General features: G+C 60.4%; 16 protein-coding genes. 1 reads left to right on the top strand and 15 read right to left on the bottom strand.

The window, feature by feature from the left end:
- Nucleotides 1–8: 8 nt before the first annotated feature.
- The 4 genes from hpnE to AC1RT6_RS00320 form a co-directional block, all read right to left on the bottom strand.
- Nucleotides 9–1,262, bottom strand: coding sequence for a hydroxysqualene dehydroxylase HpnE (gene hpnE, locus AC1RT6_RS00335; protein WP_079447301.1), 1,254 nt, complete (start codon nucleotides 1,260–1,262; stop codon nucleotides 9–11).
- Nucleotides 1,262–2,095 (bottom strand): presqualene diphosphate synthase HpnD, encoded by an 834-nt coding sequence (gene hpnD / locus AC1RT6_RS00330; RefSeq protein WP_079447302.1) that lies wholly within the window; start codon nucleotides 2,093–2,095, stop codon nucleotides 1,262–1,264. Before hpnD ends, hpnE begins: the two co-directional genes overlap by 1 nt.
- Nucleotides 2,092–2,970, bottom strand: coding sequence for a squalene synthase HpnC (hpnC, locus tag AC1RT6_RS00325; protein ID WP_079447303.1), 879 nt, complete (start codon nucleotides 2,968–2,970; stop codon nucleotides 2,092–2,094). Before hpnC ends, hpnD begins: the two co-directional genes overlap by 4 nt.
- A gap of 183 nt (nucleotides 2,971–3,153) precedes the next feature.
- Nucleotides 3,154–3,423, bottom strand: a complete 270-nt coding sequence (locus tag AC1RT6_RS00320) for a hypothetical protein (RefSeq protein WP_374708853.1) — start codon at nucleotides 3,421–3,423, stop codon at nucleotides 3,154–3,156.
- A 609-nt stretch (nucleotides 3,424–4,032) separates the two neighbouring features.
- Between AC1RT6_RS00320 and AC1RT6_RS00315 the strand changes: the two genes are divergently transcribed.
- Complete coding sequence (locus AC1RT6_RS00315) at nucleotides 4,033–4,533, top strand: hypothetical protein (RefSeq protein ID WP_079447304.1); 501 nt, start codon at nucleotides 4,033–4,035, stop codon at nucleotides 4,531–4,533.
- A 41-nt stretch (nucleotides 4,534–4,574) separates the two neighbouring features.
- Here the strand turns inward: AC1RT6_RS00315 and AC1RT6_RS00310 are convergent, their stop codons facing one another.
- From AC1RT6_RS00310 to AC1RT6_RS00260, 11 genes are all read right to left on the bottom strand, one after another.
- The gene (locus AC1RT6_RS00310) at nucleotides 4,575–6,941 is read right to left on the bottom strand and encodes an efflux RND transporter permease subunit (protein WP_079447305.1); all 2,367 of its coding nucleotides are present in this window, start codon (nucleotides 6,939–6,941) and stop codon (nucleotides 4,575–4,577) included.
- 324 nt (nucleotides 6,942–7,265) lie between these two features.
- On the bottom strand, nucleotides 7,266–8,849 hold the full coding sequence (locus tag AC1RT6_RS00305) for a B12-binding domain-containing radical SAM protein (RefSeq protein ID WP_472790267.1): 1,584 nt from the start codon (nucleotides 8,847–8,849) through the stop codon (nucleotides 7,266–7,268).
- Nucleotides 8,850–9,092: 243 nt separating this feature from the next.
- On the bottom strand, nucleotides 9,093–10,442 hold the full coding sequence (locus AC1RT6_RS00300; RefSeq protein ID WP_472790269.1) for an amidase: 1,350 nt from the start codon (nucleotides 10,440–10,442) through the stop codon (nucleotides 9,093–9,095).
- A 34-nt stretch (nucleotides 10,443–10,476) separates the two neighbouring features.
- Nucleotides 10,477–13,263, bottom strand: coding sequence for a phosphoenolpyruvate carboxylase (gene ppc / locus AC1RT6_RS00295; protein ID WP_079447307.1), 2,787 nt, complete (start codon nucleotides 13,261–13,263; stop codon nucleotides 10,477–10,479).
- A gap of 199 nt (nucleotides 13,264–13,462) precedes the next feature.
- Nucleotides 13,463–13,711, bottom strand: a complete 249-nt coding sequence (locus AC1RT6_RS00290; RefSeq protein ID WP_079447350.1) for a DUF6489 family protein — start codon at nucleotides 13,709–13,711, stop codon at nucleotides 13,463–13,465.
- A gap of 97 nt (nucleotides 13,712–13,808) precedes the next feature.
- Nucleotides 13,809–15,062, bottom strand: coding sequence for an NAD(P)/FAD-dependent oxidoreductase (locus AC1RT6_RS00285; protein WP_079447308.1), 1,254 nt, complete (start codon nucleotides 15,060–15,062; stop codon nucleotides 13,809–13,811).
- 194 nt (nucleotides 15,063–15,256) lie between these two features.
- Complete coding sequence (locus AC1RT6_RS00280) at nucleotides 15,257–18,352, bottom strand: multidrug efflux RND transporter permease subunit (RefSeq protein ID WP_079447309.1); 3,096 nt, start codon at nucleotides 18,350–18,352, stop codon at nucleotides 15,257–15,259.
- A gap of 98 nt (nucleotides 18,353–18,450) precedes the next feature.
- The gene (locus AC1RT6_RS00275; protein ID WP_079447310.1) at nucleotides 18,451–19,662 is read right to left on the bottom strand and encodes an efflux RND transporter periplasmic adaptor subunit; all 1,212 of its coding nucleotides are present in this window, start codon (nucleotides 19,660–19,662) and stop codon (nucleotides 18,451–18,453) included.
- Nucleotide 19,663: 1 nt separating this feature from the next.
- On the bottom strand, nucleotides 19,664–20,365 hold the full coding sequence (locus tag AC1RT6_RS00270; RefSeq protein WP_472790272.1) for a TetR/AcrR family transcriptional regulator: 702 nt from the start codon (nucleotides 20,363–20,365) through the stop codon (nucleotides 19,664–19,666).
- A 139-nt stretch (nucleotides 20,366–20,504) separates the two neighbouring features.
- Nucleotides 20,505–21,764 carry a Glu/Leu/Phe/Val family dehydrogenase gene (locus AC1RT6_RS00265; protein WP_079447312.1) on the bottom strand — a complete coding sequence of 420 codons (1,260 nt, stop codon included), beginning with the start codon at nucleotides 21,762–21,764 and terminating at the stop codon, nucleotides 20,505–20,507.
- A gap of 265 nt (nucleotides 21,765–22,029) precedes the next feature.
- Complete coding sequence (locus tag AC1RT6_RS00260; RefSeq protein WP_079447313.1) at nucleotides 22,030–23,250, bottom strand: NAD(P)/FAD-dependent oxidoreductase; 1,221 nt, start codon at nucleotides 23,248–23,250, stop codon at nucleotides 22,030–22,032.
- Nucleotides 23,251–23,449 lie beyond the last annotated feature (199 nt).

The following is a 23,449-nucleotide window of genomic DNA, read 5'->3' as shown; positions in this document are numbered from 1 at the left end:
CTGATGTCTCAGATTGAACGGGCTTTCAGAACGTGATCGGCAGCCCGGTTTCCGGAGCGAACCGATCCCTCGATGGTTGCCGGCAACCCCGTATCAGTCCAGTCGCCGGCAAGGAACAGGTTTTTCCACGCCGTCAACGCTCCCGGACGCAGGGCTGCCTGTTCGGGCGAGGCCTCGAATGTGGCGCGGCGCTCGCGCACGATCTGCCAGGCCGGCATCTCGGCTTCGATACCCGCGACCACGCAGATGTCCTTCCAGATTGCCCGCGCCAGTTCCTCGCGCGGCATGTCCACCAGCCGGTCGCCGCCGCTGATGGTGATGGAAAAGCGGTCTTGAAACGCGAACAGCCATTCGATCAGGCCATTCACGACACCGATCATCGGGGGGTGATGTGGCGGTGGAACGAAGCGGAAGTGTGCATTGACGATGGCGCGGAATTTCGTCGGCACCGTCAGGCCGGGCACCAGCGTGGCTGCCGATCGCGGCGGCACCGCCATCACGACAGCATCGTCCGGGTCGAGCGCGATGGTCTGATCGCCCAGCGAGAGCGCCGTAACCCGATCGTTCGCCATGGTGATCTGCCGTACTTCGTGGCCGATATCGACGCTGCCACCCCTGGCACGAATGTAGTCGATCGCCGGCTCGATCAGTACCGAGCTCAGTCCGTCGCGCGCGATCAGCGGACGGCACGCCTGACCACCCGCCAGCAGCGTTTCGCGAATGATCGTACCGGCGAGACCCGCCGATCCGTCGGGCGGGTCGATGTTCAGCGCCGCAAGCAGGAGCGGCAGCACCAACCGTTTGTAAAGCACGCCTTCGCACTTGATGGCATTGCCGACTCGCGTACGGGCATTGGCCCAAATCAGCGGCGCGAGGGCAAAATAGTCTGCGAGCGATGTATCCGGCACCCGGCGGTTGCGGTCGAAAACCCAGAACGGAACCCGCCCGTCGTTGATCTGCAAGGTCCAGCGTTTATTGGCGGCAATATCGATAAACTGAAATTCGGCCTTCGGCGGCCCCTGCAAGCCAGCTTCGGAACCAATCTTGCGTGCATAGGCCAGCACACTGTGGTTGCCGGAAAGCACCAGATGGTTGCCGTTATCGATCGTGAGATTGGTCGCGCCGTCGAAGTAGGAACGGCAACGGCCGCCCACCTGTTGCGCAGCCTCGTACACGCGAACCCGATAGCCGGCATCGGCCAGACGCACACCCGCTGAAAGACCGGAAATGCCGCCACCGGCGATATGAACGGTTCTTTGCATCAGATCAACGCGTATCGGAGAACAATGGCGATCTTCGCCGCGGGGCTTACGCGGACGGGTAACCGCGGCGACTGAAAGCCGCGCTCCTCCAGCAGATCCAATATGGCGTGATAGTATCTCGACATGATGCGCGGCGCGCGCACGGCACGACGCGGGTTGCGATTCATGATTTCGTCCGATTTGGCGAAATGTCCCCGCGCCCGCTCCACGAGCTCGGCACAGACCTGCGGGAGCGCCGGGTTCGATATCACGGCGGCCGGATTGAAGCTGCTGATACCGGCCTGAAGCAAGCCTTCGCGCGGAAGATACAACCGTCCAAGCGCCGCGTCCTCGTCGAGGTCACGCAGGATGTTTGTCAACTGCAGTGCACGGCCAAGATGGTGACTAAGCAGAATGCCGTCCTGCTCTGGCAATCCGAACACCCGGACCGATAGCCGCCCGACGGCGCTTGCGACGCGATCACAATACAGATCGAGCGTGGCATCGTCGGGTGCAAGGATATCCGCCAGCACGTCCATTTCCATGCCGTCGATGACGGCGAGGAAATCCTCGCGGCGCAGGCCAAAGGCGCGAACGGAGGCGGCGTAATCGCGCAACCGCGCTGGGGCCTGCCCCTGATAGAGCGCATCGATGTCGTCACGCCACTGCTGAAGCGCGGCCTGCCGTTCGGGCCGCGGATGATCCGAATCGGCAATGTCATCCACGTAACGGCAAAACGTGTAGATCTGGAACATCGCCTCGCGTTGCGTGCGCGGCAGGATACGCATCGCCGCGTAGAACGAACTGCTGGAGGCAGTCGCTCCCGAACTGGCATCTGTCGTCTCGATTGTCATGCGCCGGCAGCCGGGCTCGACATCGGCCGCCGCCGAACCGAACGGCGGAGCATTTCCGTGGTGATGCCGGCGACGCTGTAGCCGAGCAATTGCAGGGGCTTCAGATGAACCGTCTCGCTCAAGGGATCGCGCACCTTCAGCAGCGCGACGATCCTGTCGGCGAACATCTGGATCACGGCGACTTCAAGTCCTAGCCGCATATCCCTGATCTCACTCGCGAGCGGCCGGCCCTGGTTGAGCAATGCTTCGGTTCGTCCGGCAAGCGCTTGCAAGCATCGCAGGAGCACCGGCGGGGCTTTGTCGTCCCCGAGCATCTCCGCGGAGGCGCCCGATGCAGCAAGCGCATCGCGCGGCAGATAAACGCGGTTGAGGTTTCTGTAATCCTTGGCGCAATCCTGAAGATGGTTGTTGATCTGCAGGCCCGCGCACAGCGCATCCGACGCGACCCAGGTCTCTTCGCTCTCGCCGTGCACGTCGAGCATGAATCGTCCGACTGGCATCGCCGAATAGCGGCAATAGTCGATCACGTCGTCCCAGGTCTCGTAGCGCAGCTTGGTGACGTCCATCCGGAACGCCTTTAGCACGTCGACGGCATGGCGCGGAGGCATCGACCGTTGCGCCAGCGCCTTGCGAAGGTTCACGGCTTCGGGCTGACTATCCCCCTGCCCCAGAAGCTCACTCTCGAACAAATCGAGCCAGGCAAGCTTGTCCTTTTCGCCAAGCTCAGCGTGATCGGCGATGTCATCCGCTGTCCGGACGAAATTATAGAACGCGAGGATCAGTCCGCGGTGACGCGGATGAATAACCCATGACGCGACGGGAAAATTCTCGTCGCGATGGGTCTTTCCGGATCGCAGTTGGTTCGCGGCAGGCATCAGGACCGGTTACGTTGACTGAATCGCAATCGGGCCTCCCGCCGGTTCGGAAACCGGCGGGCAGAGAGTCGCCCGCGCTCCATATAGGGGAAATTGCGGGCTAAACCAATGCTATCTTTCGCTTTTTAGCCCCAGTGTCCGGCGCTGCGACAAAAGGGAACGGATAAAGCGAGATGATATGCTTTACTGGCCGTGGTTCGCCAGAACCTGGTTACACGTCTTTGAGATTTTCGGGCGATTCTGCTGCAAGCACGCGAGAACCGCGAAATCGCCCTGATCCATCACTGGACGGCAGAAACGGCTGACGTCCCGCGCGCAGGCGCGGTGTTCCGCTTCAGTCCCGCTGTGCGGTTGCCCTTGGACCTGCCCGCCGGGCGGTAGCCCTTGGAACTGCCCACCGTACGGTTGTCCTTGGAACTGCCCGCCATACGGTTGCCCTCGGACCTGCGCCATCGCCACGGTCGAGCCGAATGATAAAAGGAGGGCGAACGAGAATAAAATCTTGGACATCATAATCCTTCACTGCAACGAGGGAGAGTTCGATCCTGCACAACGCGGCGCATACCGGATGACAGGCATTTCAAATCTTGGAGGGCAATCACGTCACAAACCCTTTATCGATACCATATCGAAAGAGTTCGCAAGAGGATACGAACGTGTCGACGCTGCCAACGGTGTCGACGCTGCCAACGGTGTCGACGCTGCCAACGTCTGTCTGCTGCGGCACACATCACGATCAACCTGAGCCATTCCTGAGCACATCCTCATGCCAAAAGCGCTGCGAATGCGGCTAAAATTGCGGCGACCGCCGGATACCGCTGCAGCCCAACAGTTTTCCCAATGATAATTTCTAACACGCCTGAAATAATCGACTAAAATCACGTGGCAGGTTTGCCGATGGTCAGTCAAGTGCCATCCGCTCAGTTTGGTGACGGTTCAAATCTGCTCATAGCGGCTACACTGCGGCAACTTCGGCTTTGAAGATTGAACCTCGTGAGGCGCGGTAAGACTAAAGATACAGTACGAAATCATTGCCAAGCACCTTTTGATAGGAAACCGGGCATGAAGCTGTTTTCCATCAAGCTGATTCGGAGATCGGCGAGTGCAGCGAGCCTTGTCGCGGGCCTTGCATTGTCCGCCCCGGCTAGCTTCGGCCAGTCTGCTCCGTTTACAGGCTTCGGGGGAAACTGGTCTGGAAAAGGCACGGTCACGCTGTCAGACGGATCGAAAGAGAACATTCGCTGCAAAGCGTCTTACAGAGTGGACCGCACAGGCACGACCATGAACCAGAACCTGCATTGCGCCAGCGACAGCTACAGGTTCGATCTCTCCAGCAATGTTGTCAGCCATGGCAGTGAGATTACCGGACAATGGAGCGAAGCCAGCCGCAATCTGTTCGGCTCCATGCGCGGCCGCGCGGGAGGCGGCGAGATCGAAGTGTTCGCGCAAGCCGCCGGCTATGCCGCAAACCTGACGATACGCACCCAGGGCAAAAGGCAATCGGTCTGGATCACCTCTAAAGGTGAAATCAGAAACGTTTCCATCACCATGGTACGTAGCTGAGGCCGTAACCTGATAGAGTGTCTGGATCCGCCACCATAAACTTATTTCGCCGGCTTCGCCTGGCTGTCGCGGCGGAAACGCTCAGCAAAGGTAATCAACCACATCGCCGTCGGGCGAAGGATCAGGAAGTCCGCCACAAGAGCGGCAACCATGGCGAAGGCGCTGAGCCAACCGAACAGGCGCAGCGACGGCAGATCCGAAAACACTGTCACGACCAGACCGCAGGCCAACACCACGGTGGTGAGGATCAGCGCCGGTCCCATCAGCACGGTCGCGCGCTCAACCGCTTTACCAGCGCCGATACCCGGCTGGCTCTCCGATCGCAGGCGGTTGAGGAAATGGATTGTTGCGCTAAGCCCCAGGCCGAACGACACCGTGAGAGCCACCACGCTGGCGAATTGCAGCCCCTCCCCGAGTGCCCACAGCACCGTGCCGGACAGCACGACCGGGAAAATCCCGGGCAGAACACAGGCAAACATCACGACAACCGAACGGAATGCGAGTCCAATGAACACCGCGACCAGCGCAAACTCGATCGTCAGACCGTGGTTGAGTTTCTCGATCATGCTAGCGCTGTTACGAGCGGCGATGGCCGACAGGCCAGTGACAGCGATTTCATAACCAGGATGCGCTGTCCTGACCGCATCCATAGCATGGTCGAGCTTTTCCACCACCGGCAGTATCTGGCTGGAATCCTTGTCGGGCACACGGCCTGAGACCACGACTGCAGTCTGGTCTTCCGAGATGAAGCGGCGCACCAGATGCTTGGGAATGACGCTGACATATTCCTTGAGCGTCGCGACGTCGTGGCTGCCGGCCTTTTCGGCGAGCCAGCGCCGCAACGTTTCAAGCGACCAGACGTTGCCGACACCGGCCTGTTCTTCCACCAGCCTATGGACTTCGGCGATGGTGGCAAGCGTCTGCGGCGAATACAGCGTCTCGCCCTTGGGGAATTCGATGAGGATATCGATCGGGTTGGCGCCGGTGAGCTTTGCATCGAGACGGCCGCTGGCCGCCACCGCCTGCTGCTTGTCGGGCACCTGATCCGCGAGCCGATAGCGCGGTTCGAGGTTGGCGTAAACCACCGCAAGACCGCCGACCACCAGCAGGGCCAGCAGGCTGAAGAAACCGGGGCGCCCCACCATCCGCACCGCGATCCAGGCACAGAATCGGCGCAGCGCCTGCACGCCCCAGTCCGCCGTTTTGAATTTCTCCGCGAAACGCCGCTCGTCACGAACAAGCAAAACTCCGAACACCGGCACCAGCAGCAGCACCGCGAGGAGCGCGATGATCGTTGCCATCAGGCCGGCCTCGCCGAAGCTGCGGATCAAATCCGAGTTGGAAAACTGTAGCGCGAGGAAGGAAATTCCGGCGGTCGCATGGGTCAGGACGCAGGCCGGACCGACCACGAGGACAGCATTGCGGAAGGCGGAATACTTGTCCTCGCCGGCAATCAAGCGGTCGCGCGCCGCGAACGTCAACTGCATCGAATCGGAAAAACTGATGACCATGATGAGTGGGGTCATCACATTGAGGAACATGTTGAGGCTGAAATTCGCCCAACCCAGAACGCCCAATGACAGCAGGATGGCAAGGAGCGGCGGGAAGGCCGCAATCACCATGAAGGATACTTTGCGGAAAAACACGATCGCGATCAGGCAGCCAGCCAGAATGCCGGCGACATTATAGATAATCCCGTCGCGCTCCACCGCGTTGCGGATTTCGAGCTGCATCACCGGCACGCCGGACAGCTCTTTGGTGAGTCCGGTGCCGGCGAGATCGTCGTCCATAACCTTGCGGATCTGGCCAACGGTCGTTTTCAACTTGCTATCGCCGACGATCGACGGTTGCAGCGACAGCACGACCAGCGCCAGCGTGCCATCCTCGGACAGCAGCTTGCCGCGAATGATCTCGTTGGACTTCACCGTCTCGATGAACTTGTCGTAATCGGCACCTTCCGGCAATTCAGATGGAAACAGCGCCGCAGGCAATTTGCCAGGCTCCGGCGCCTGACGCGCCGAGAACAACGAGATCAGGCCGCGCACGCCATCAACCAGTTGCAGATCGGTGACCAGATCCCGCAGCTTTTCGAGGTTGTCCCGCTCGAGCAGCGTCTTGCCCTCGACCACCACCAGCACATCGAACTCGGTCGACGGAAAACGCTTGGTGACTTCCTCGTACTGACGATACTCCCTGGTATCGGAACGGAACAACTGGCTAAGCGAATCGTCAATTTTGATCCGCTGGATTCCGAACACCGCGCCGACGACCATGGCCAGCAGAACGATGCAGGACAGGATCGGCGCGCGCATGGCAAGCAGCCCGATCCGCTCGAATCCGAAAGCGATGCTGAGCGTCCGCTTGGCCGGTTTGGTCAGATCGGCAGCATCGGGATTTCGCTCATGCATGCGCTGTCCGTCCTGTCGTGAAAACCATCGTCTAGCAAATTTCCAGAAAGACTTTGGAGCTGACGGAAACCACGGGCAATCCGCTCGATCTTGACAGCATGCACCGGTTTTCGGGCGCAACGTTTAGCCGTTTCCCGGATAGACTACAAGCAAGGGCCGATTATGCTCCCATCCACGCCGCTCACGGCGAAATGATGTCGAAAGGGCGGGCCTTCCAAGCGAGCGCTGTGGCCATCGCAGGCATCGCCTTAGACCGGGGAAGCGTTCGGTGGCCCGCTGAACGCTCGAGCTGTCAGCCTGCGGGGTCGGCGCGATCGCTGTCGCTTATTCCGCGGGAACCGCGGCTTCCCGCAGTTTCAAAGAATAATAGGAGGCATTGGTTTTGCCGCGAGAGGCCGACCGCGCGAACATGATGAGGTGATGAGCAACCAGTACCGAGCTGATGAGATATTCGATCTCGCCGCGAGCCAGCCTGCGTAGCGCGAATTTCCAGAACACGCGCCTGTAATCGCCGCGCACGCCGACCTTCCAGAAAATGTTGCGAAGCATGGTCAGGCCGAGCTTGATATTCCGCCATGACCTCTGCTGCGGCGTGCGCGGCTGGATTCGCTTCGGATAGGTTTCGCGGATCTGGTACTCGTAGCGCTCCAGAAGCTTTTCAGGTTCGTACGCGCGCCCCATGCAATCACGCCATGTCGCCACGACATGGTCGTAAGGCAACCGGAAATCGATGTTGGAATCGCGGCCCTCGTCCTCGATCAGGCGATTCTCGCGTTTCAGACGGTCCCACAGCGGCGTCTTCGGCAGCGCCTGCAGGAGATTGATGGTCAACAGCGGTATCTGGGAGTGATCGATGAAATCCAGCAAATGCTGTCCGGTTTCGGGCTTGTCGGTATCGAGTCCGAGGATAATTCCGGACACTACCTCCATGCCGTAGTCGTTCAGCGTCTGGATGGCCTCCATGATGGGGACCATCATGTTGTGATCCTTGTGCATCGCCTTTAGCGCGACGGGATCCGGTGTCTCGATGCCGCAGAAGATCGTAGCGAAGAATGCTTCACGCATTTGCGAAAGTATCTCCGGGCGTTTGGCGATGTTCAGCGTCGCCTCGCAGGAGAAACGCAGCACGAAACCGGTCTTCTTTTGCCATTCGATCAGGTGCGGCAAAAGATTCAGCGCGGCCTTCCGGTTACCGATAAAATTGTCGTCGACGAAATAGACTGACCCGGTGATGCCGCATTCCAGCAGCTTGTCGAGCTCACGCGTGATCTGCTCGGGACGTTTGAGACGCGGATTGCGACCATACAGGCCGGGAATGTCGCAGAATTCGCACTGATACGGGCAGCCGCTGGAATACTGGATGCTTCCCAGGAAGTAACGCTTGATGTCCGCCAGTTCGTAAGCGGGAATGGGAAATTTATCCATGTCCAGCCGATCGGCGGTTTTGAGGACGACCTGACTCCGGGGCCGTGACGGATCTCGCGCCAGTCGTTCAATCAGATCGTCCGTCGCATCGCCAAGTTCACCGACGTGAAGGTAGTCGAAGGTTGGATAGTAGTCGGGACAGGCGCTGACCGACGGGCCACCGAGCGCGACCGGCAGATTGAAGGCGTGGGCCCGGCGGCAAATATCGTTCATCTGCTGGCGCTGGATGTGCATGCCGCTGACGAACACCGCTTCGGCCCACTCGAAATCCTCATTCGTGGCAAAGCGGATATTCTCGTCGATGAACCGGACATTCCAGTCGGCGGGGAGATAGGCGGCGATCAGCAGAAGCCCCTGCGGCGGCATAAAGGCCTGGACACCACCGGTCAGCGGATAGGCGTGTTCAAATGTCCCAAACGAGGACGTGTAGCGGGGGAAAACGCAAAGAATGCGCCGATTGCCATACTGACCCACGCCCCTCATCGCACCTTCCCCGTGCATCTCCCCGTGCAAATGTGCATCAAGCGAGAACCCCTACCAACTCTTGGCGCTCGCAATGGTTCCAGGTGGAGCTAATGGAATGCGCGGCACGAAACGTGAGCGACAATTTCTTCAACAATATGACGAAGCTGAAAAGGCCAAGACTGGCTTACCGACCATGCCAGCCAGGGTCTGCGATATCCGCGAAAATGCGTTCCGCATTTTGCGGGAACGAGACAGAGTGGTTTAGGCGCGAACGATCTTCTCGATAACCGCAGCAAGTTCGAAAATCCGGCGATCCGAGCCGCCGGCCGCGGCTAGCATCAACCCCACCGGCGCATCACCCTCGCGATGACAGGGCAGCGAGATCGCGCAGCCATCGAGGGTATTGATCAGCGCGCAATTGCGCAGCGATAGCATGTTAGCTTTCGTGTAAGCCGCGTCGTGGGTGAGATCGGCGATCGTCGGCGGCGTGATCGCTACCGTCGGCGCGATCAGCGCGTCGTAGGGTGTGACGCGGCGCTCGAAGCCTGCGATGATCGCGCGGCGGATACGGAGCAGATCGACATAATCCGCGGCGCTGAGGCTTTCGCCGCGAAGGATGCGGCTGAGGACGCGTGGATCGTAGAGCTCGGCCTTTTCCGCGATCAGAGCGCGGTGCCAGGCCCAGCTTTCCGCCGCCGAGAACCCGCCCCCGACGTTCAGCGCCGCGATCTCGGCGAATTCGGGAACGGCAATGCGTTCAATCGCGGCGCCGGCCCCGGCCAGTCGGTCCAGAGCACGCTCGAAAGCCCGCGCAACCGCGGAATCAAGAACATCCAGCATCACCGTGGTCGGCACCCCGAGCCGCATCCCCTTGATCGGGCGAGGCTCGACCGGCGCGATGGGTTCGGCCGCCAGCACCGCGTCCAATACGGCGCAGCAGCCGACCGAGCGCGCGATCGGGCCGTAGCTGTCCAGCGTGACCGACAGTGGGATACCGCCATCGAGCGAAATCCGGCGCGCGGTTGGCTTGTAGCCGACGATGCCGCCATAAGCCGCCGGGATCCGGCAAGAGCCGCCGGTATCGGTGCCGAGCGCGCCATGCGCCATGCCATCAGTGATCGATACCGCCGCACCTGACGACGATCCGCCCGGCACATAGCCGACGTCGCGCCGCCAGCAGTTTTTCGGTGTGCCGTAGTGCGGATTGATGCCCAGACCCGAATAGGCGAACTCGGTCATGTTGGTGCGCCCGATCACCACGAAGCCGGCGCGGCGCAGACGCGCCACCACCGGCGCATCGTTCGCCGCTGGCGGCGCATCGTCGAGCGCGCGCGAGCCGGCACGCGACACCTGTCCCTTGATATCGAACAAGTCCTTTATCGATACCGGAATGCCGGCGAACGGCGACGGCTCGGCATTGACCCTGCGTAGTCTGTCCATGGCCTCGGCGGAAGCTACTGCACCGTCCGCATCAACGTGGATGAACACGCGCGCGCCCTCGCCCGCTTCGTCGGCGATCTTCGCAAGGCAATCGTCGACCAGCTTGCGTGCCGTGGTGCGGCCCATCGCGAGATCGGCGGCGAGCGTCGCCAGAGTCGGGTGATTTGACATGCGAAACTCGCAGACGGACAGATGGTATGGTGTCTTAGCCGCTATTGCGCAGGCCCGCGGAAAGTCCGTTGATGGTGATCTGGATACCTCGCAGCACCTGCTCATCCCCACACTGCGCGCGGTGGTCCTTCAAGAGTTCGACCTGCACATGATTGAGCGGATCGAGATACGGGAAGCGGTTGCGGATCGAGCGCTCGAGCAACGGATTACCGGCGAGCAACCGCTCCTGCCCCGTGATGGCGAGCAGCATGTCGATGGTGAGATGCCACTCGCGCCGGATGCGTCCGAAGATGGCCTCGCGAAGTTCCACGTCTGGCACCAGATCGGCATAACGCGACGCGATCGCGATCGAGCTTTTCGCGAGCACCATGTCCATGTTGGAGAGCAACATGCGGAAGAACGGCCACTCTCCGTAAAGCTCTTGCAGAAACGCCATGCCCTTGTCGGGATGATCCGCTATCCACGACTCCATCGCGCTGCCGAACCCGTACCAGCCCGGCAGCATCACACGGCATTGCGCCCAACTGAATACCCACGGAATCGCCCTAAGGTCCTCGATCTTGCGCGTCTTCTTGCGCGACGCCGGCCGGCTGCCGATGTTCAGCGTGGAGATCTCGTTGATGACGGTGGAGGCCCAGAAATAGTCCTCGAAACCCGGCGTCTCGTAGACGAGGTTGCGGTAAGCCGTGTAGGCACGCGATGAAAGTGACTCCATCGCGTCGAGGTATTCAAGGCTCGGTGCGCTCTGCCGCGGCTGCAACAGGCTGGCCTCCAGCGTTGCAGCGGCGAGGATCTCCAGATTGTTGCGGCCCACCTCGGCATTGGAATACTTGCTGGAGATAATTTCGCCTTGTTCAGTGATCCTGATCTGGCCGTTCACTGCACCACCGGGTTGCGCGAGGATGGCGTCGTAGCTCGGCCCGCCACCGCGTCCGACCGATCCACCGCGGCCGTGAAACAGGCGAAGCCGCACATCGTGGCGCTCGAACACATCGACCAGGCCGATCTCTGCCTTGTAAAGCTCCCAACCCGACGTGACGAAGCCGCCGTCCTTGTTGCTGTCGGAATAGCCGAGCATCACCTCCTGCAAGCCACCCCGGCTGTCGACCAGCGCGCGATACACCGGCAGCGATAGCAACCGGTCCATGATGCCGGCACAGGCCTGCAAATCCTCGATGGTCTCGAACAATGGCACGATGTTGATGGCGCTATGTCCCGCGGGGTCGACGAGGTCGGATTCCTTAAGCAGCAGCGCGACTTCGAGCAGGTCGGAAACGCCCTTGGTCATCGAGACGATGCATTGAGGGATCGCATCGGGGCCGAGCGTCTTGTGCGCCTCTGCGGCGGCATGAAACACCGCGAGCTCGCCCAGCGTCTCGTCGCTGTATGTGATGAACGGGGACGTCAACGGGCGCGCGCTGCGCAGTTCTCGCAGAAGCACGACGATGCGGGCCTCCTCGTCCAGGGTCAGATAGGACGTGCCCGGCGTGGCGGCATCGAGTAGTTCGGCAATCGTTCGTTCATGAACGGTGGAATTCTGCCGCAAGTCGAGACAGGCGAGATGGAAACCGAAACAGTCGGCTGCACGGCGCAAATAACGCAGCCGCCCGCGCGCGATCACCTCCGAGTTATTTTCGGTCAGTGAGCGGTGGAGAACGTCAAGATCAGCACTAAATTCGGCGGCGCTCGCATAGGGCGGAGCCGCGCCATACGGCGGGCGCAGCGTGTCCGCTTTCAGTTTTATGGCCGTGGCCGAAAGCCGCGCGTAGATGCCGGACACCGCGAGGCGGTAGGGTTCGCCGCGGCGATGCGGCGACGTGTCGGCCGTTCGTTCGGCCAGCACGCGTAGTTCCGGCGAGACATCCGTGAGATCTGCGGCCAGCGACAGCTCGCGGCCAAGTTCGTGCAGTTCATCAAGATAATAACGCAATATCCGCGAGGCCTGCCGTTGGAGAGTGCCGCGCATAACGTCCGCCGTCACGAAGGGATTGCCGTCGCGATCACCGCCGATCCAGCTTCCAATCCGCAGGAACGACGCAATCTCGTTCGTGGCGCTGCCGTCGGAGGGATCCTGCAAACGATCTTCCAGGATGCAGTGCAGCCGCGGCACCTCGCGCAGGAACGTATAGTCGTAGAACGACAGGCCGTTAGCAACTTCGTCGAGCACCGTCAGTTTGGTTCGCCGCAAAAGATTGGTGTGCCACAGCGTCAGCACCGCGCGGCGCAGCTGTTCCTCACTAGCCTCGTATTCGTCTGGAGTGAGCTGCATCCGTTCGCGCCGGTCGAGCAGCGCCGCGACCTCCATCTCGCGATCGATGGTGCTCTTACGACGAACCTCGGTCGGATGAGCGGTTAGCACCGGACTGACCACAGCGCTGTCGAAAAAGGCTCGCAATTCCTCCCCGCTGAACCCGGCCTCACGGGCGCAAGCAAGCGTGTGCGACAGCCGACCTTGGTGCGGCTCCCCGCCTGCAAGGGTCTGACTGCGCATCTGGCGAATATTGTTCTGATCTTCGGCGATGTTGGCAAGATGCGAAAAATAGCTGAAGGCGCGGACGACGAGGACTGTCTCCTCCGTCGACATGCCGTCGAGGATGGCTTCCAGTTCGCGCCGCGCGGGCTTATCGTCATCGCGGTGAAAACGAATCGAAGTCTGCCGGATGTGTTCGACAAGATCGAACACATCCGGTCCTTCCTGATCGCGCACGGTATCGCCGAGAATGCGCCCGAGCAGCCGGATATCGTCGCGCAGCCTTGCATCAAGGACAGCGGCGTCAGACTCCGGCTGACCTGCACGAGGTAACGGCATCAGACTGGACATCGCGCTGCTCCTGAAAAGTCGGTTCTTCAGTCGCAATTTTCGTGCTGCGATGCAAGAAATGCTGGCCGTTCGATGCACAAAAGATGAGCGGCCAGATCTTAAGTCCGACCGGCGAACTGAGAGGATGCTCACCCAACATGGTGGCGCGTGCAGAAGTCGCAACAGTCGATATTATAATGAAACCAATACGATAGCTTCTCTACTTTTTATCTTTTGTCCGTACGGCCCCGAGTCCCGACATATTAACGAACATATCCTGGAAGCGCTCCGCCATCTTGGGATCAAACCAGTTTTGCATGATTGCTTCGGGCGAGAACTTGTCGATGTTTTCCGCCATCTTCTGCTGAAGCTGGTCCATCACGGCATTCTGCATCGGCTGGACGTCCGGAAGCCCCAAAAACTGACGGGCCTCAAGGGGTGTACACTCGAACTCTATATTCACCTTCATGGAGCGCTCCTTAGATGTGCCGACGCGGCGCAGTATCGCTATGGAGACGCCTGTGGCGCAAGTCATCACGGCAACGGTGCGGCGGCGCAAACAATATTCAGCGAAAGCGTTCCGCGGCAAACGGTCTCGGGTCTGCAAACGGCGCGGTGCCCGTCATCATTTCGGCCAGCAGCCGGCCTGTTGCCGGACCAAGGGTCAGACCGTGATGCTGGTGTCCAAAATTGAACCACAATCCGGCATGGCGGGCCGCCTTTCCAATCACCGGCAGCATATCAGGCATACACGGACGTCTCCCCATCCAGGGCGTCGCATCGATCGCCTCACCCAGGGGAAACAACTCGCGCGCCAGAGGCAGCGCCCGTTCAATCTGCACTGGGGTCGGAGGAGCGTCGCGCCGCGCGAACTCCGCACCGGTCGTCAGGCGGATGCCCTGATTCATCGGCGCCAACAGATAGCCGAGATCCGAATCGAGAACAGGACGATTGAGCACCGCATTGCCGCGCGGCGCCAGATGCAGGTGATAACCGCGCTTGATGCCGAGCGGCATATTGTAGCCGAATCCGCGGAAGACATCATCCGACCACGGCCCCAGGGCAATCACGGCCTCGCGCCCCATCAGCCCTCCGTTCGGACCCTCGATGCGCCATGCCGCCTGACTTTGCGTCAGCGTACGCGCGTCGGCCGCAACAAAACGGCCGCCTCGGCGCATGAACAACGCCGCATAGGCTTTCGTCAGCGCGCCCGGATCCGGGATAAAGCCCGGCGCCGGCCAGTGAATCGCACCGGCGAACGTTCCCGACAAATTCGGCTCGCGTGCGGCGATCCCCTTGGCATCGAGAACATCTCCTTCGACGCCATACCGACGAACGCGCTCGAGGTCCGCGATGCCCTTGTCCAGCGTCGCGTTCGAGCGGAACAGCTTGATCCAGCCGGTCCGGCGCAGAAGCTGGGGCACGCCTGCTTCTGCGATCAGAGTTTCATGCTCGACAAGGCTGCGCTGAATCAGCGGTAACGCCGCCATTGCGCTGCGGAACGCGCGTTCAGGCGAGGATGCAAAAATATAGCGGATCAACCACGGCAAAAAAGCAGGCAGATCGCGAAACCGATAATGCGCCTCGGGAAACCGGTTCAGCGCGTAGCGCAGAACCTGCCGCAGATCGTAAGGAAACACGTACGGGAAAACCGACGCGCATTCGATCAAGCCAGCGTTTCCGTAGCTCGTCTCCTCGCCGGCCCTTTCATGCCGGTCGACAAGGATGACATCGCGCCCGCGCTTCTGAAGATGCAGCGCCGCGGAAACGCCGACAATTCCCGCACCCAAGACCAGAACATCGGATTTGATTAGCGCCACGCGGCTCTCCGAACGCAAAAATCGCACGGCTTTGCCGAACGTTGTCCTTCAGACTTAAGTATTGAAGTTCAGGTGCGCAAACCGCCCGGTTGTGGCCAGTGGTTCTCCGACCTCGCGAACATGCAAAGAGCCGGGGATGATGGGATCGACACGGTGAACGCGGCAAATCATGACCGCTGATACATTTTCGATCCTCACGTCGGTCGCAGGGCGTTCGACTCCATGTCGAATTCAGCGATCTGCCTGCGACGTTCAGACTTGGTGCCGCTAAGATGATCGGTCGCGATCGCGACATAGACAGCCGGAAGCACGAACAGGGTGAACAGCGTTCCGATCATCATGCCGGCCACGACGACAAGGCCAATCGAGAACCGGCTCGCCGCGCCCGCTCCCGACGCCGTCAGCAGCGGCAGCAGACCTGTAACCATCGCCGCGGTCGTCATCAAAATCGGACGCAGCCTGACCCGCGCCGCTTTCTCGATGGCCAACCGTTTGCTGAGCTTCTCGTTGAGCTGAAGCTCGTTGGCGAATTCGACCATCAGGATGCCGTGCTTGCTGATTAGGCCGATCAGCGTCAGCAGGCCTACCTGAGTATAGATGTTGATCGTCGCGATACCGAAGAACAACGGAATCAGCGCACCCAAAATCGCCATCGGCACGCTAATCATGATGACGAGCGGATCACGCAGGCTTTCGAACTGCGCCGCCAGCACCAGGAAGATGATGATGAGTGCGAAGCCGAAGGCAATCGCGAGCTGATTGCCTTCCGTGACGTATTGCCGTGCGTCGGCGAGATAATCGTGACTGAATCCCTTCGGCAGGTTTTTCGCCTGCTGTTCGAGGAACTCCACGGCCTTGCCCACCGTCACGCCCGGCATCGGCACGGCCTGGAAGGTCGCCGCATTCAGCTGGTTGTAGTGGGTCAGCGCATTGGGATCGGTTTCAGTCTTGATCGAGACCAGCGTGGACAGCGGAATCTGCTGGCCGCCGGCTCCCGGCACGTAATACCCATCGAGGGATTGCGGCGACAGGCGCTCGCCGCGCGGCACCTGCGGGATCACCTGATAGGAGCGCCCCTGGAGGTTGAACCGGTTCACGTAGTTGCCGCCGAGCAACGTCGCCAGCGTCCCGCCGAGCTGCTGCATGGTGACGCCGAGGTCGTTCGCCTTGGTCCGATCGATAGCGACGCGCACTACCGGCTGGTTGTAGTCGAGGTCGCTATCGCTGACGATGAAGAGGCCACTCTTCTTCGCCGCCTCCTTGAGTTTAATCATCTCCTCATAGACCGTCTGGAAGCTGGATGTGCTGTAGAGCACCATCTGGACCGGCAGACCGCCCGGACCGCCTGGCAGCGGCGGCCGGTTGAAGGCGAAAGCGTTCACGCCCTCAACCTTGCTGATTTCAGCCTGCACCAGCGGCTTGATGGTCATTGCGGAGCGCTTGCGTTCGTCCCACGGTTTCAACAACATGCCGGCGATGCCATCGTTGATGCCGTTGGTGCCGTTGATCACGAAGCGCAGGTCGGTCTCGGGAAACTCCGCATATGCCTTATCGAGCTTGTTACCGTAAAAATCCATGTAGTCGATGTTGGCGTATTTCGGCGCCTTGATGACCGCGAACACGATGCCCTGATCCTCTTCGGGCGCCAGCTCCGTCGAGGTGTTCATGTAGAGAAAGCCGACCAGCCCGAGGATCGTCACCGCGAATAGCGCCGTCACCGGCCGGTAGTCGAGCGCGCGATCCAGCTTCCGGCCGTACCAATCGGTAACCGAGCTGAATATCCTGTCGACCTTGGTGGCGAACCACCCCTGCCCGCCGTGCTTGAGCAGCACCGAGCACATCATCGGCGACAGTGTTAGCGCGATGACGCCGGAGACGATCACCGCCCCCGCCAGGGTGAAAGCGAATTCGCGAAACAGCGCGCCGGTGAGACCGCCGAGGAAGCCGATCGGCGCATACACCGCGGCCAGCGTGATCGTCATCGAGATGACCGGGCCGACGATTTCGCGCGCGCCCTGCAAGGACGCCTGAACCGCCGTCTTGCCCTCCTCGAGATGGCGGTGGATGTTTTCCACCACCACGATGGCGTCATCGACCACGAGGCCGATCGCAAGCACCATCGCCAGCAGCGTCAACAGGTTGAAGCTGAATCCCGCCACCATCATCAGTGCGCAGACGCCGATCAGCGACAGCGGGATCGTTACCACCGGAATGATGACCGAACGCAGCGAGGCGAGAAACAGGAAGATCACGACGATAACGATGAGAACCGCCTCGATCAGCGTGTTCTGCACTTCATGGATCGAGGAGGTAATGAACTTGGTCGAGTCGTAAGCCACTTTCATCTTCATCGAGGGAGGAAGATTCCGCTCGATGTCCGGAAACAGCGCCCGCACTCCGGAGACGATATTCAGCGGGTTGCCCTGCGGGGTTGCCTGCACGCCGATAAAGATCGCGCGCTGTCCGCTGAAAGCAACGCTGGCGTTCGTGCTTTGCGCCGCAAGCTCCACCTGGGCGATGTCTTCCATGCGCACAAAGCCGCCGTCCTTGGCCTTCACCGTCATGCGCTTGAACTGCTCGACGCTTTGCAGGTCGGTATTGGTCGAAACGTTGGAGATCGTATAGTAGCCTTTGGTCTGACCCGCCGCCGCCTGGAAGTTGTTAGCGGCGATCGCGAGGGCGACTTCCGTGGTGGTCACATTGCGTCCGGCCATCTTTATCGGATCGAGCCACACCCGCATCGCGAAGGTCTGGCCGCCGAGGATGTCTGCCGAAGCGACGCCGTCCACGGTCGAAAGGATCGGCTGCACCACGCGCGTCAAGTAATCGGAGATAGCAGAACCAGAGAGTTCGTCGCTCGAGAAGCCGATATACATCACCGCCGTAGTTTCACCGGTGGACTTCAAAATCACCGGGTCGTTGGCTTCCTTCGGGATCAGGTATCTCACCGAATTGACCTTCGACAAAACCTCGGTGAGCGCCGCATTCGGATCAAAGTTCAGTTTGACGTAGACCTTGATTTGGCTCTGGCTCTGGGTCGAGGACGAGGTGATGTAGTCGACGCCCTCGGCCGACGCGACCGCCTGCTCGATCGGCGTGGTGATAAAACCTTGCATCAAATCCGGCGACGCGCCCGGATACGCCGTGGTGACGGTGATCACGGTGTTGGACAGCTTCGGATACTGCCGGACCGGCAAATTGTAGGCCGCCGCCATGCCGATCAGCAGGATCAGCAAGCTGACGACGACCGACAATACCGGCCGCTTGATGAAGATGTCCGTGAATGCCATGCAGGCGCTCCGTTGACGCGTGGCCGCTCCGTGGATCGAAGCACAACCGCGAGACGTTCAATCGATGCGGGGCCGCCTTGGCGGACCCGTTTCTGAAATCAGTTCAGCGGCGGTTTCTCCGGAATCTGCGGCAGCGGATCCTTCGAAATCTCGACCGCGGCGCCCGACTGCAGCTTGAGCTGGCCGACCGCAGCGACCTTGTCGCCCGGCTGCAGCCCTTTCTCAATGACAGCGCGGCCATCGATCCGATCGCCGGTGCGCACGAAGGTGCGTTCGACAGTCAAGCTGGTCTTGCCGTCGTCCTCCTTCTTCTCCTTGATGAGATAGACGGAGTCGCCATACAGGGTGTATTCGACTGCGGTTTCCGCGACCGTGATAACCGGCGGCTTCTCCGGCAGCACCACGATGACATCGGCAAACATGCCGGGTTTAAGGATGTCGTCGGGGTTGGCGATAGTGGCCTGGACGCGGATGTTGCGGGTTTCGGTGGCTATCTGAGGCTCGATGGTCGTGATCCTGCCCTCGAACTTTTTGCCCGGATAGGCATCGACCGACACCCGCACCGTCTGGCCGACGGAAAGCCGTCCACTTTCCTTTTCAGTGACGGTGAAGTTCGCAAACAGCGTCGACAGATCGGTCAGCGACACGACCTGTGTGCCGGCGGTGAGGAATTGTCCTACCTCCACCTGACGCACGCCGAGCACGCCATCGAACGGCGCGCGCACCAGCTTCTGCGAAATGATCGCCTCGGTCTTGGCTATGCCGGCATTGGCCTGGTCGAACGCGGCCTGCGTCGTGTCCACCGTTACCTGTGCGCCGACCTGACGTGCAGCGAGTTGCTTCGCCCGATCCAGCGCGAGCCTGGCCACCGTCGCCTGGGCCTTGTAATTGGCCAGATCGCCTTGCTCCGGCTTGTCGAACAGTTGCACCAGCGGCGTGCCCTTGGTGACGCGACTGCCGGCGGTGAACAGAATGTCGGTGATACGGCCGCTGACGTCGGAGGTGACGTTGACCTGATGCACCGCGGCCAGACTGCCGACCGCACGCTGCAGGTTCGGCAGCACCTCGGACTTCGCCTCGACCGCACTGATCGTCACCGCCGGCGGCTTGTTGTTGGCGAAGAACTGCGCGATCATGTGCGCGCGGAACGCGTTGAATCCGACCAACCCGCCGACGAGCAACGCGAGCAGTACGCCTACAATGACAAACCAGCGCATCATGCGCACCGGGCGCGTGCGAGGCTTCTCGTCCAGTTCACGCGGCGGTGCGATGGTCTTGTCGCCGGTATTGCCTTCCCTTCTTACCGTCATGTCATGCACTTTCTGCGGCCGACGTTTGGGCGGCGTTGAATACAGCTTCCCGGTCCAGATGCAAGGCAATTGCCGCTGCATTCAGACCGACCCCTCGAAGAATGAACTCACAAATCTGCCGCTCCAGATCGGGTCCGCTGCCGTATGACAGGGTTGGAACGGAGGGAAGGTTAGTTAGAACCATCATGAGAACGGTATGATGCGCAAACCAAAACAGATTGAGCGGCTCGCGCCCGACCGGCACCGCATCCCCGGCGGCAATCGCGCGCTCAAGTGAGGCCGTGAAAGCTTGGCCAATCAGGTCTCGGATTTTTTCGTATAGCAATCGGGCAAATTCACCATCGTCAAGCTGACTTGAAACCATGAGACGCAGACGCTGCGCCTCCTGTTGATCCGGCGAAGCCGAGGCATTCAGGAAGTGCTTGACCATGCCGCGGATAAGAATGACGAGCGTCTCGGTTGAAGGCTCGCGATCAAGCAAGCGATGCAGCGCCGGATCGGCCTGGCAGGCTTCAGCCAGAATTTCGGCATAGAGCGCGGCCTTGGTGGGAAAGTGTTTGAACAGTAACGCCTCGGAAATCGAGGCGGCGGCCGCAACGCTCTTGGTCGTCGTACCGGCGAACCCGTTGTGCGCGAAACACCGTTTCGCAGCGCTCAGGATCAACTCCCGCCGTACATCGCTGGTCATCCGCAGATTGCTCATGGGACGTGAGTAAGCACTCACTCTATCTTAGTCAAGAGAAATGTTGCATCGCATCATTTCAATTAAAACGAAAATGAAAATGATCGAGGGGCTTGGTCCCCCGATACCGGACTGTAGATGCGGCTGTCCGGTCAGAGGTTTACGGAAAAAGTCCCCGCGTTGCCTTCGCAGCCCGCACTTTCTCTACGCCGAGCGCCATTGCCGCGGTGCGATGCGAGATATTGTCCTTTTTCGCACGATCGACCATCTGCCCGAAGGCGCGATCCAGGATCTGATATTCGCGGCGCGTCACCTCGTCTTCTTCCCAAAACAGTTGCTGTAGATCCTGAACCCATTCGAAATAGCTCACCACCACGCCACCGGAATTGCAGAGGATGTCGGGAATCAGAAAAATCTCATGCTGACGCGTCTCCAGGATCAGATCCGCTTCAGGCGTCGTTGGCCCGTTGGCGCCCTCGGCCAAAACGCGGCATTTCAGGTTCTCGGCGATATGTGCATCAATCACGCGTTCCACCGCGGCGGGAACGAGCACATCACACGGTAGCGTCAGGATCGCCGCGGGATCGTACTGAAGCTGATTGGAATATCCTGCGATACTTCCATGCGTCCCGGCGTGGCGCAGTAGCGCGGGAATATCCAGACCCTTCCTGTCATAAAGCGCACCGGTGTGATCGCTCACCGCGATGATTTTGACGCCAGAGTTGTAAAGCTCGAGAGCCGCATGGGATCCGACGTTGCCAAAGCCCTGAACGACGGCGGTCGCACTACCGAACGCGATGCCGAGTTCGTTCATGACGCGGCGGGTGAGATGAGCGACGCCGCGGCCCGTAGCCTCGCGACGCCCCAGCGTGCCGCCCGAGCTTACGGGCTTTCCGGTGACGATCTCCGTGACGGTGCGGCCCTGATACATGGAGTAGGTATCCATGAACCAAGCCATCACCTGCTCGTTAGTGCCCATGTCCGGGGCCATTACATCGGTATGCGGCCCGACGAACGGAATCATCTCCTGCATGTAACGGCGCGATAGCCCTTCCAATTCGCGGATTGAGATCGATTGGGGATCGACTCTGACGCCGCCTTTGGCTCCGCCATAGGGCAATCCGACCAGCGCGCATTTCCAGCTCATCCAGATGGCGAGTGCCGCTACCTCGCCGATATCCACGCACGGCGCAAAGCGCGTTCCGCCCTTTGTCGGACCTAGCGTGAGATGATGCTGCACGCGGTATCCCTCGAAGACCGCAATCGATCCGTCATCGCGATGAACCGGGCAGGAAATCGTGATGGCCCGCTTCGGCATCAGGATACGCTCTCGCTCGTCCATCGGGATGGAGAGATGATTGGCGATGACTCCGAACTGCTGAACCGCCATGTCGAAGACCGGGCCGGCGTAAACCGTCATCGTTCTCTCCTTCGTGATCCTGGTTCGCGACTGTGCCCAGGCCTTTGATTTGCGGGATATGCCTCGCCGAGAGACGAGTTGCCGTCTGCTATGACTTCATGATTGTGAACAGTATAGCCACGCCACCAAACGATAACATCCGCCACCCAGATATAGGCCGTATAAAAGTATCACTGCCGCTCGATGAATGGTGCGATGGTTCAATAGACACTCCGGTTATCGAGCCTGTCATGGGACAGGCGATGTCCCCATTGTCGGCAGAATTTCACGCAAGCGCCCGCTTCAGATCGAAAGCAGGATCGGCAGCCTGCTCCGGCGGTATCGAACCGTTCACAGCCAGAAAGCGGCGGCCGAAGACGTGATCCGAGGCGCGATTGACCGATTCGATTCCGATCAGGCGACCGTTCTTGTAACAGAAGGCGGAGAACGACCCCTGCCCGGCGTCGCCACGCACGACGACTTGATCGTAGCCGGTCGTCAGGCCCGCGATCTGCAGCTTGTCAGGCCCCTGATCGCTCCAGAACCACGGGAATCCGTCATAGCTTTTCATATCACCCGTCAGCCGAGCCGCAACGCAGCGAGCCTGATCGGCCGCATTCTGCACGGATTCGAGCCGCAGCGGCGCACCAAAGCGCACGCTCTTAAACAACGCACAATCGCCGATCGCTGAAATATTAGGATCGGCCGTGAGCAGGTGCTCATCGACAATGATGCCGGAGGCCACCGGAAGATCAGCCTCTGCCGCCAGTTCAACGTTGGGCAAAACGCCGACGCCGACGACCACGAGATCGGCTGCGATCGGCCTGCCGTCGCTCAGGGTAACGCCTGTCACACGACCTTCGTTGCTGGTGATGCTCGTCGCCTGCACTCCGAAATGAATCCGAATCCCTGCCTCGCTGTGGCGGCGCTGAAAGAACTCCGAAATCTCCGACGTGACCGCACGCGCCATCACGCGAGGCGCAAGCTCCACGACATCGACTTCGAGGCCCTTCGCCCGCGCGGTCGCCGCGAATTCGAGACCGATAAAGCCCGCCCCGACAACCACCACTCGCCGCCTGGTGGGAAAGAGCTGCCGCAGCATCTCGCTTTCGTCGAGCGATCGGAGATAGAGGACATCCTTCAGACCGGCGTTGGGGATGTCGAGCAGGCGGTTGCGCGCGCCCGTTGCCAGTACAAGGTGCTTGTAAGCGCGGGAAGCACCGGAGGCGCAGACGAGTTGAAGTGCGCTGCGGTCGATGGCGACGACGCGATCGGAAATCAGCTCAATGCGCTGATCGTGATAGAATTTCTCCGGCCTGAACATCACCGTATCAGGACCGCCGCCGCCTTTCAGATAGGCTTTCGAGAGCGGAGGCCGCTGATAGGGCAGATGCGGCTCGTCATTGATGAGGCTGACGGGTCCCTCGTACCCGGCCTGACGCAACGACGCCGCTAATTGAAAGCCGGCATGGCCGGCGCCGACGATCAGAATCGGTGCTTCTACCATTCGTCAAACCGACCAGCTTGGAATGATCTGAACGTCCGTCATATCGCCTCCAAAGTGTTATCTTTCTGCCGCGAGCTTCGCTCCGCGTCGTTTTCTTGCACGAACCTGCCGCAGATTGCCACTCCTCACGGATCCGCGGTTCGCAAACGATCGGCTAATGCGACACATTGCGTCCGCAGAACGCCGTGAGCTATCCAAT

This window comes from Nitrobacter sp. MLSD-S21 (assembly GCF_058809865.1).
This window is presented reverse-complemented; position numbering and strand designations above follow the sequence as displayed.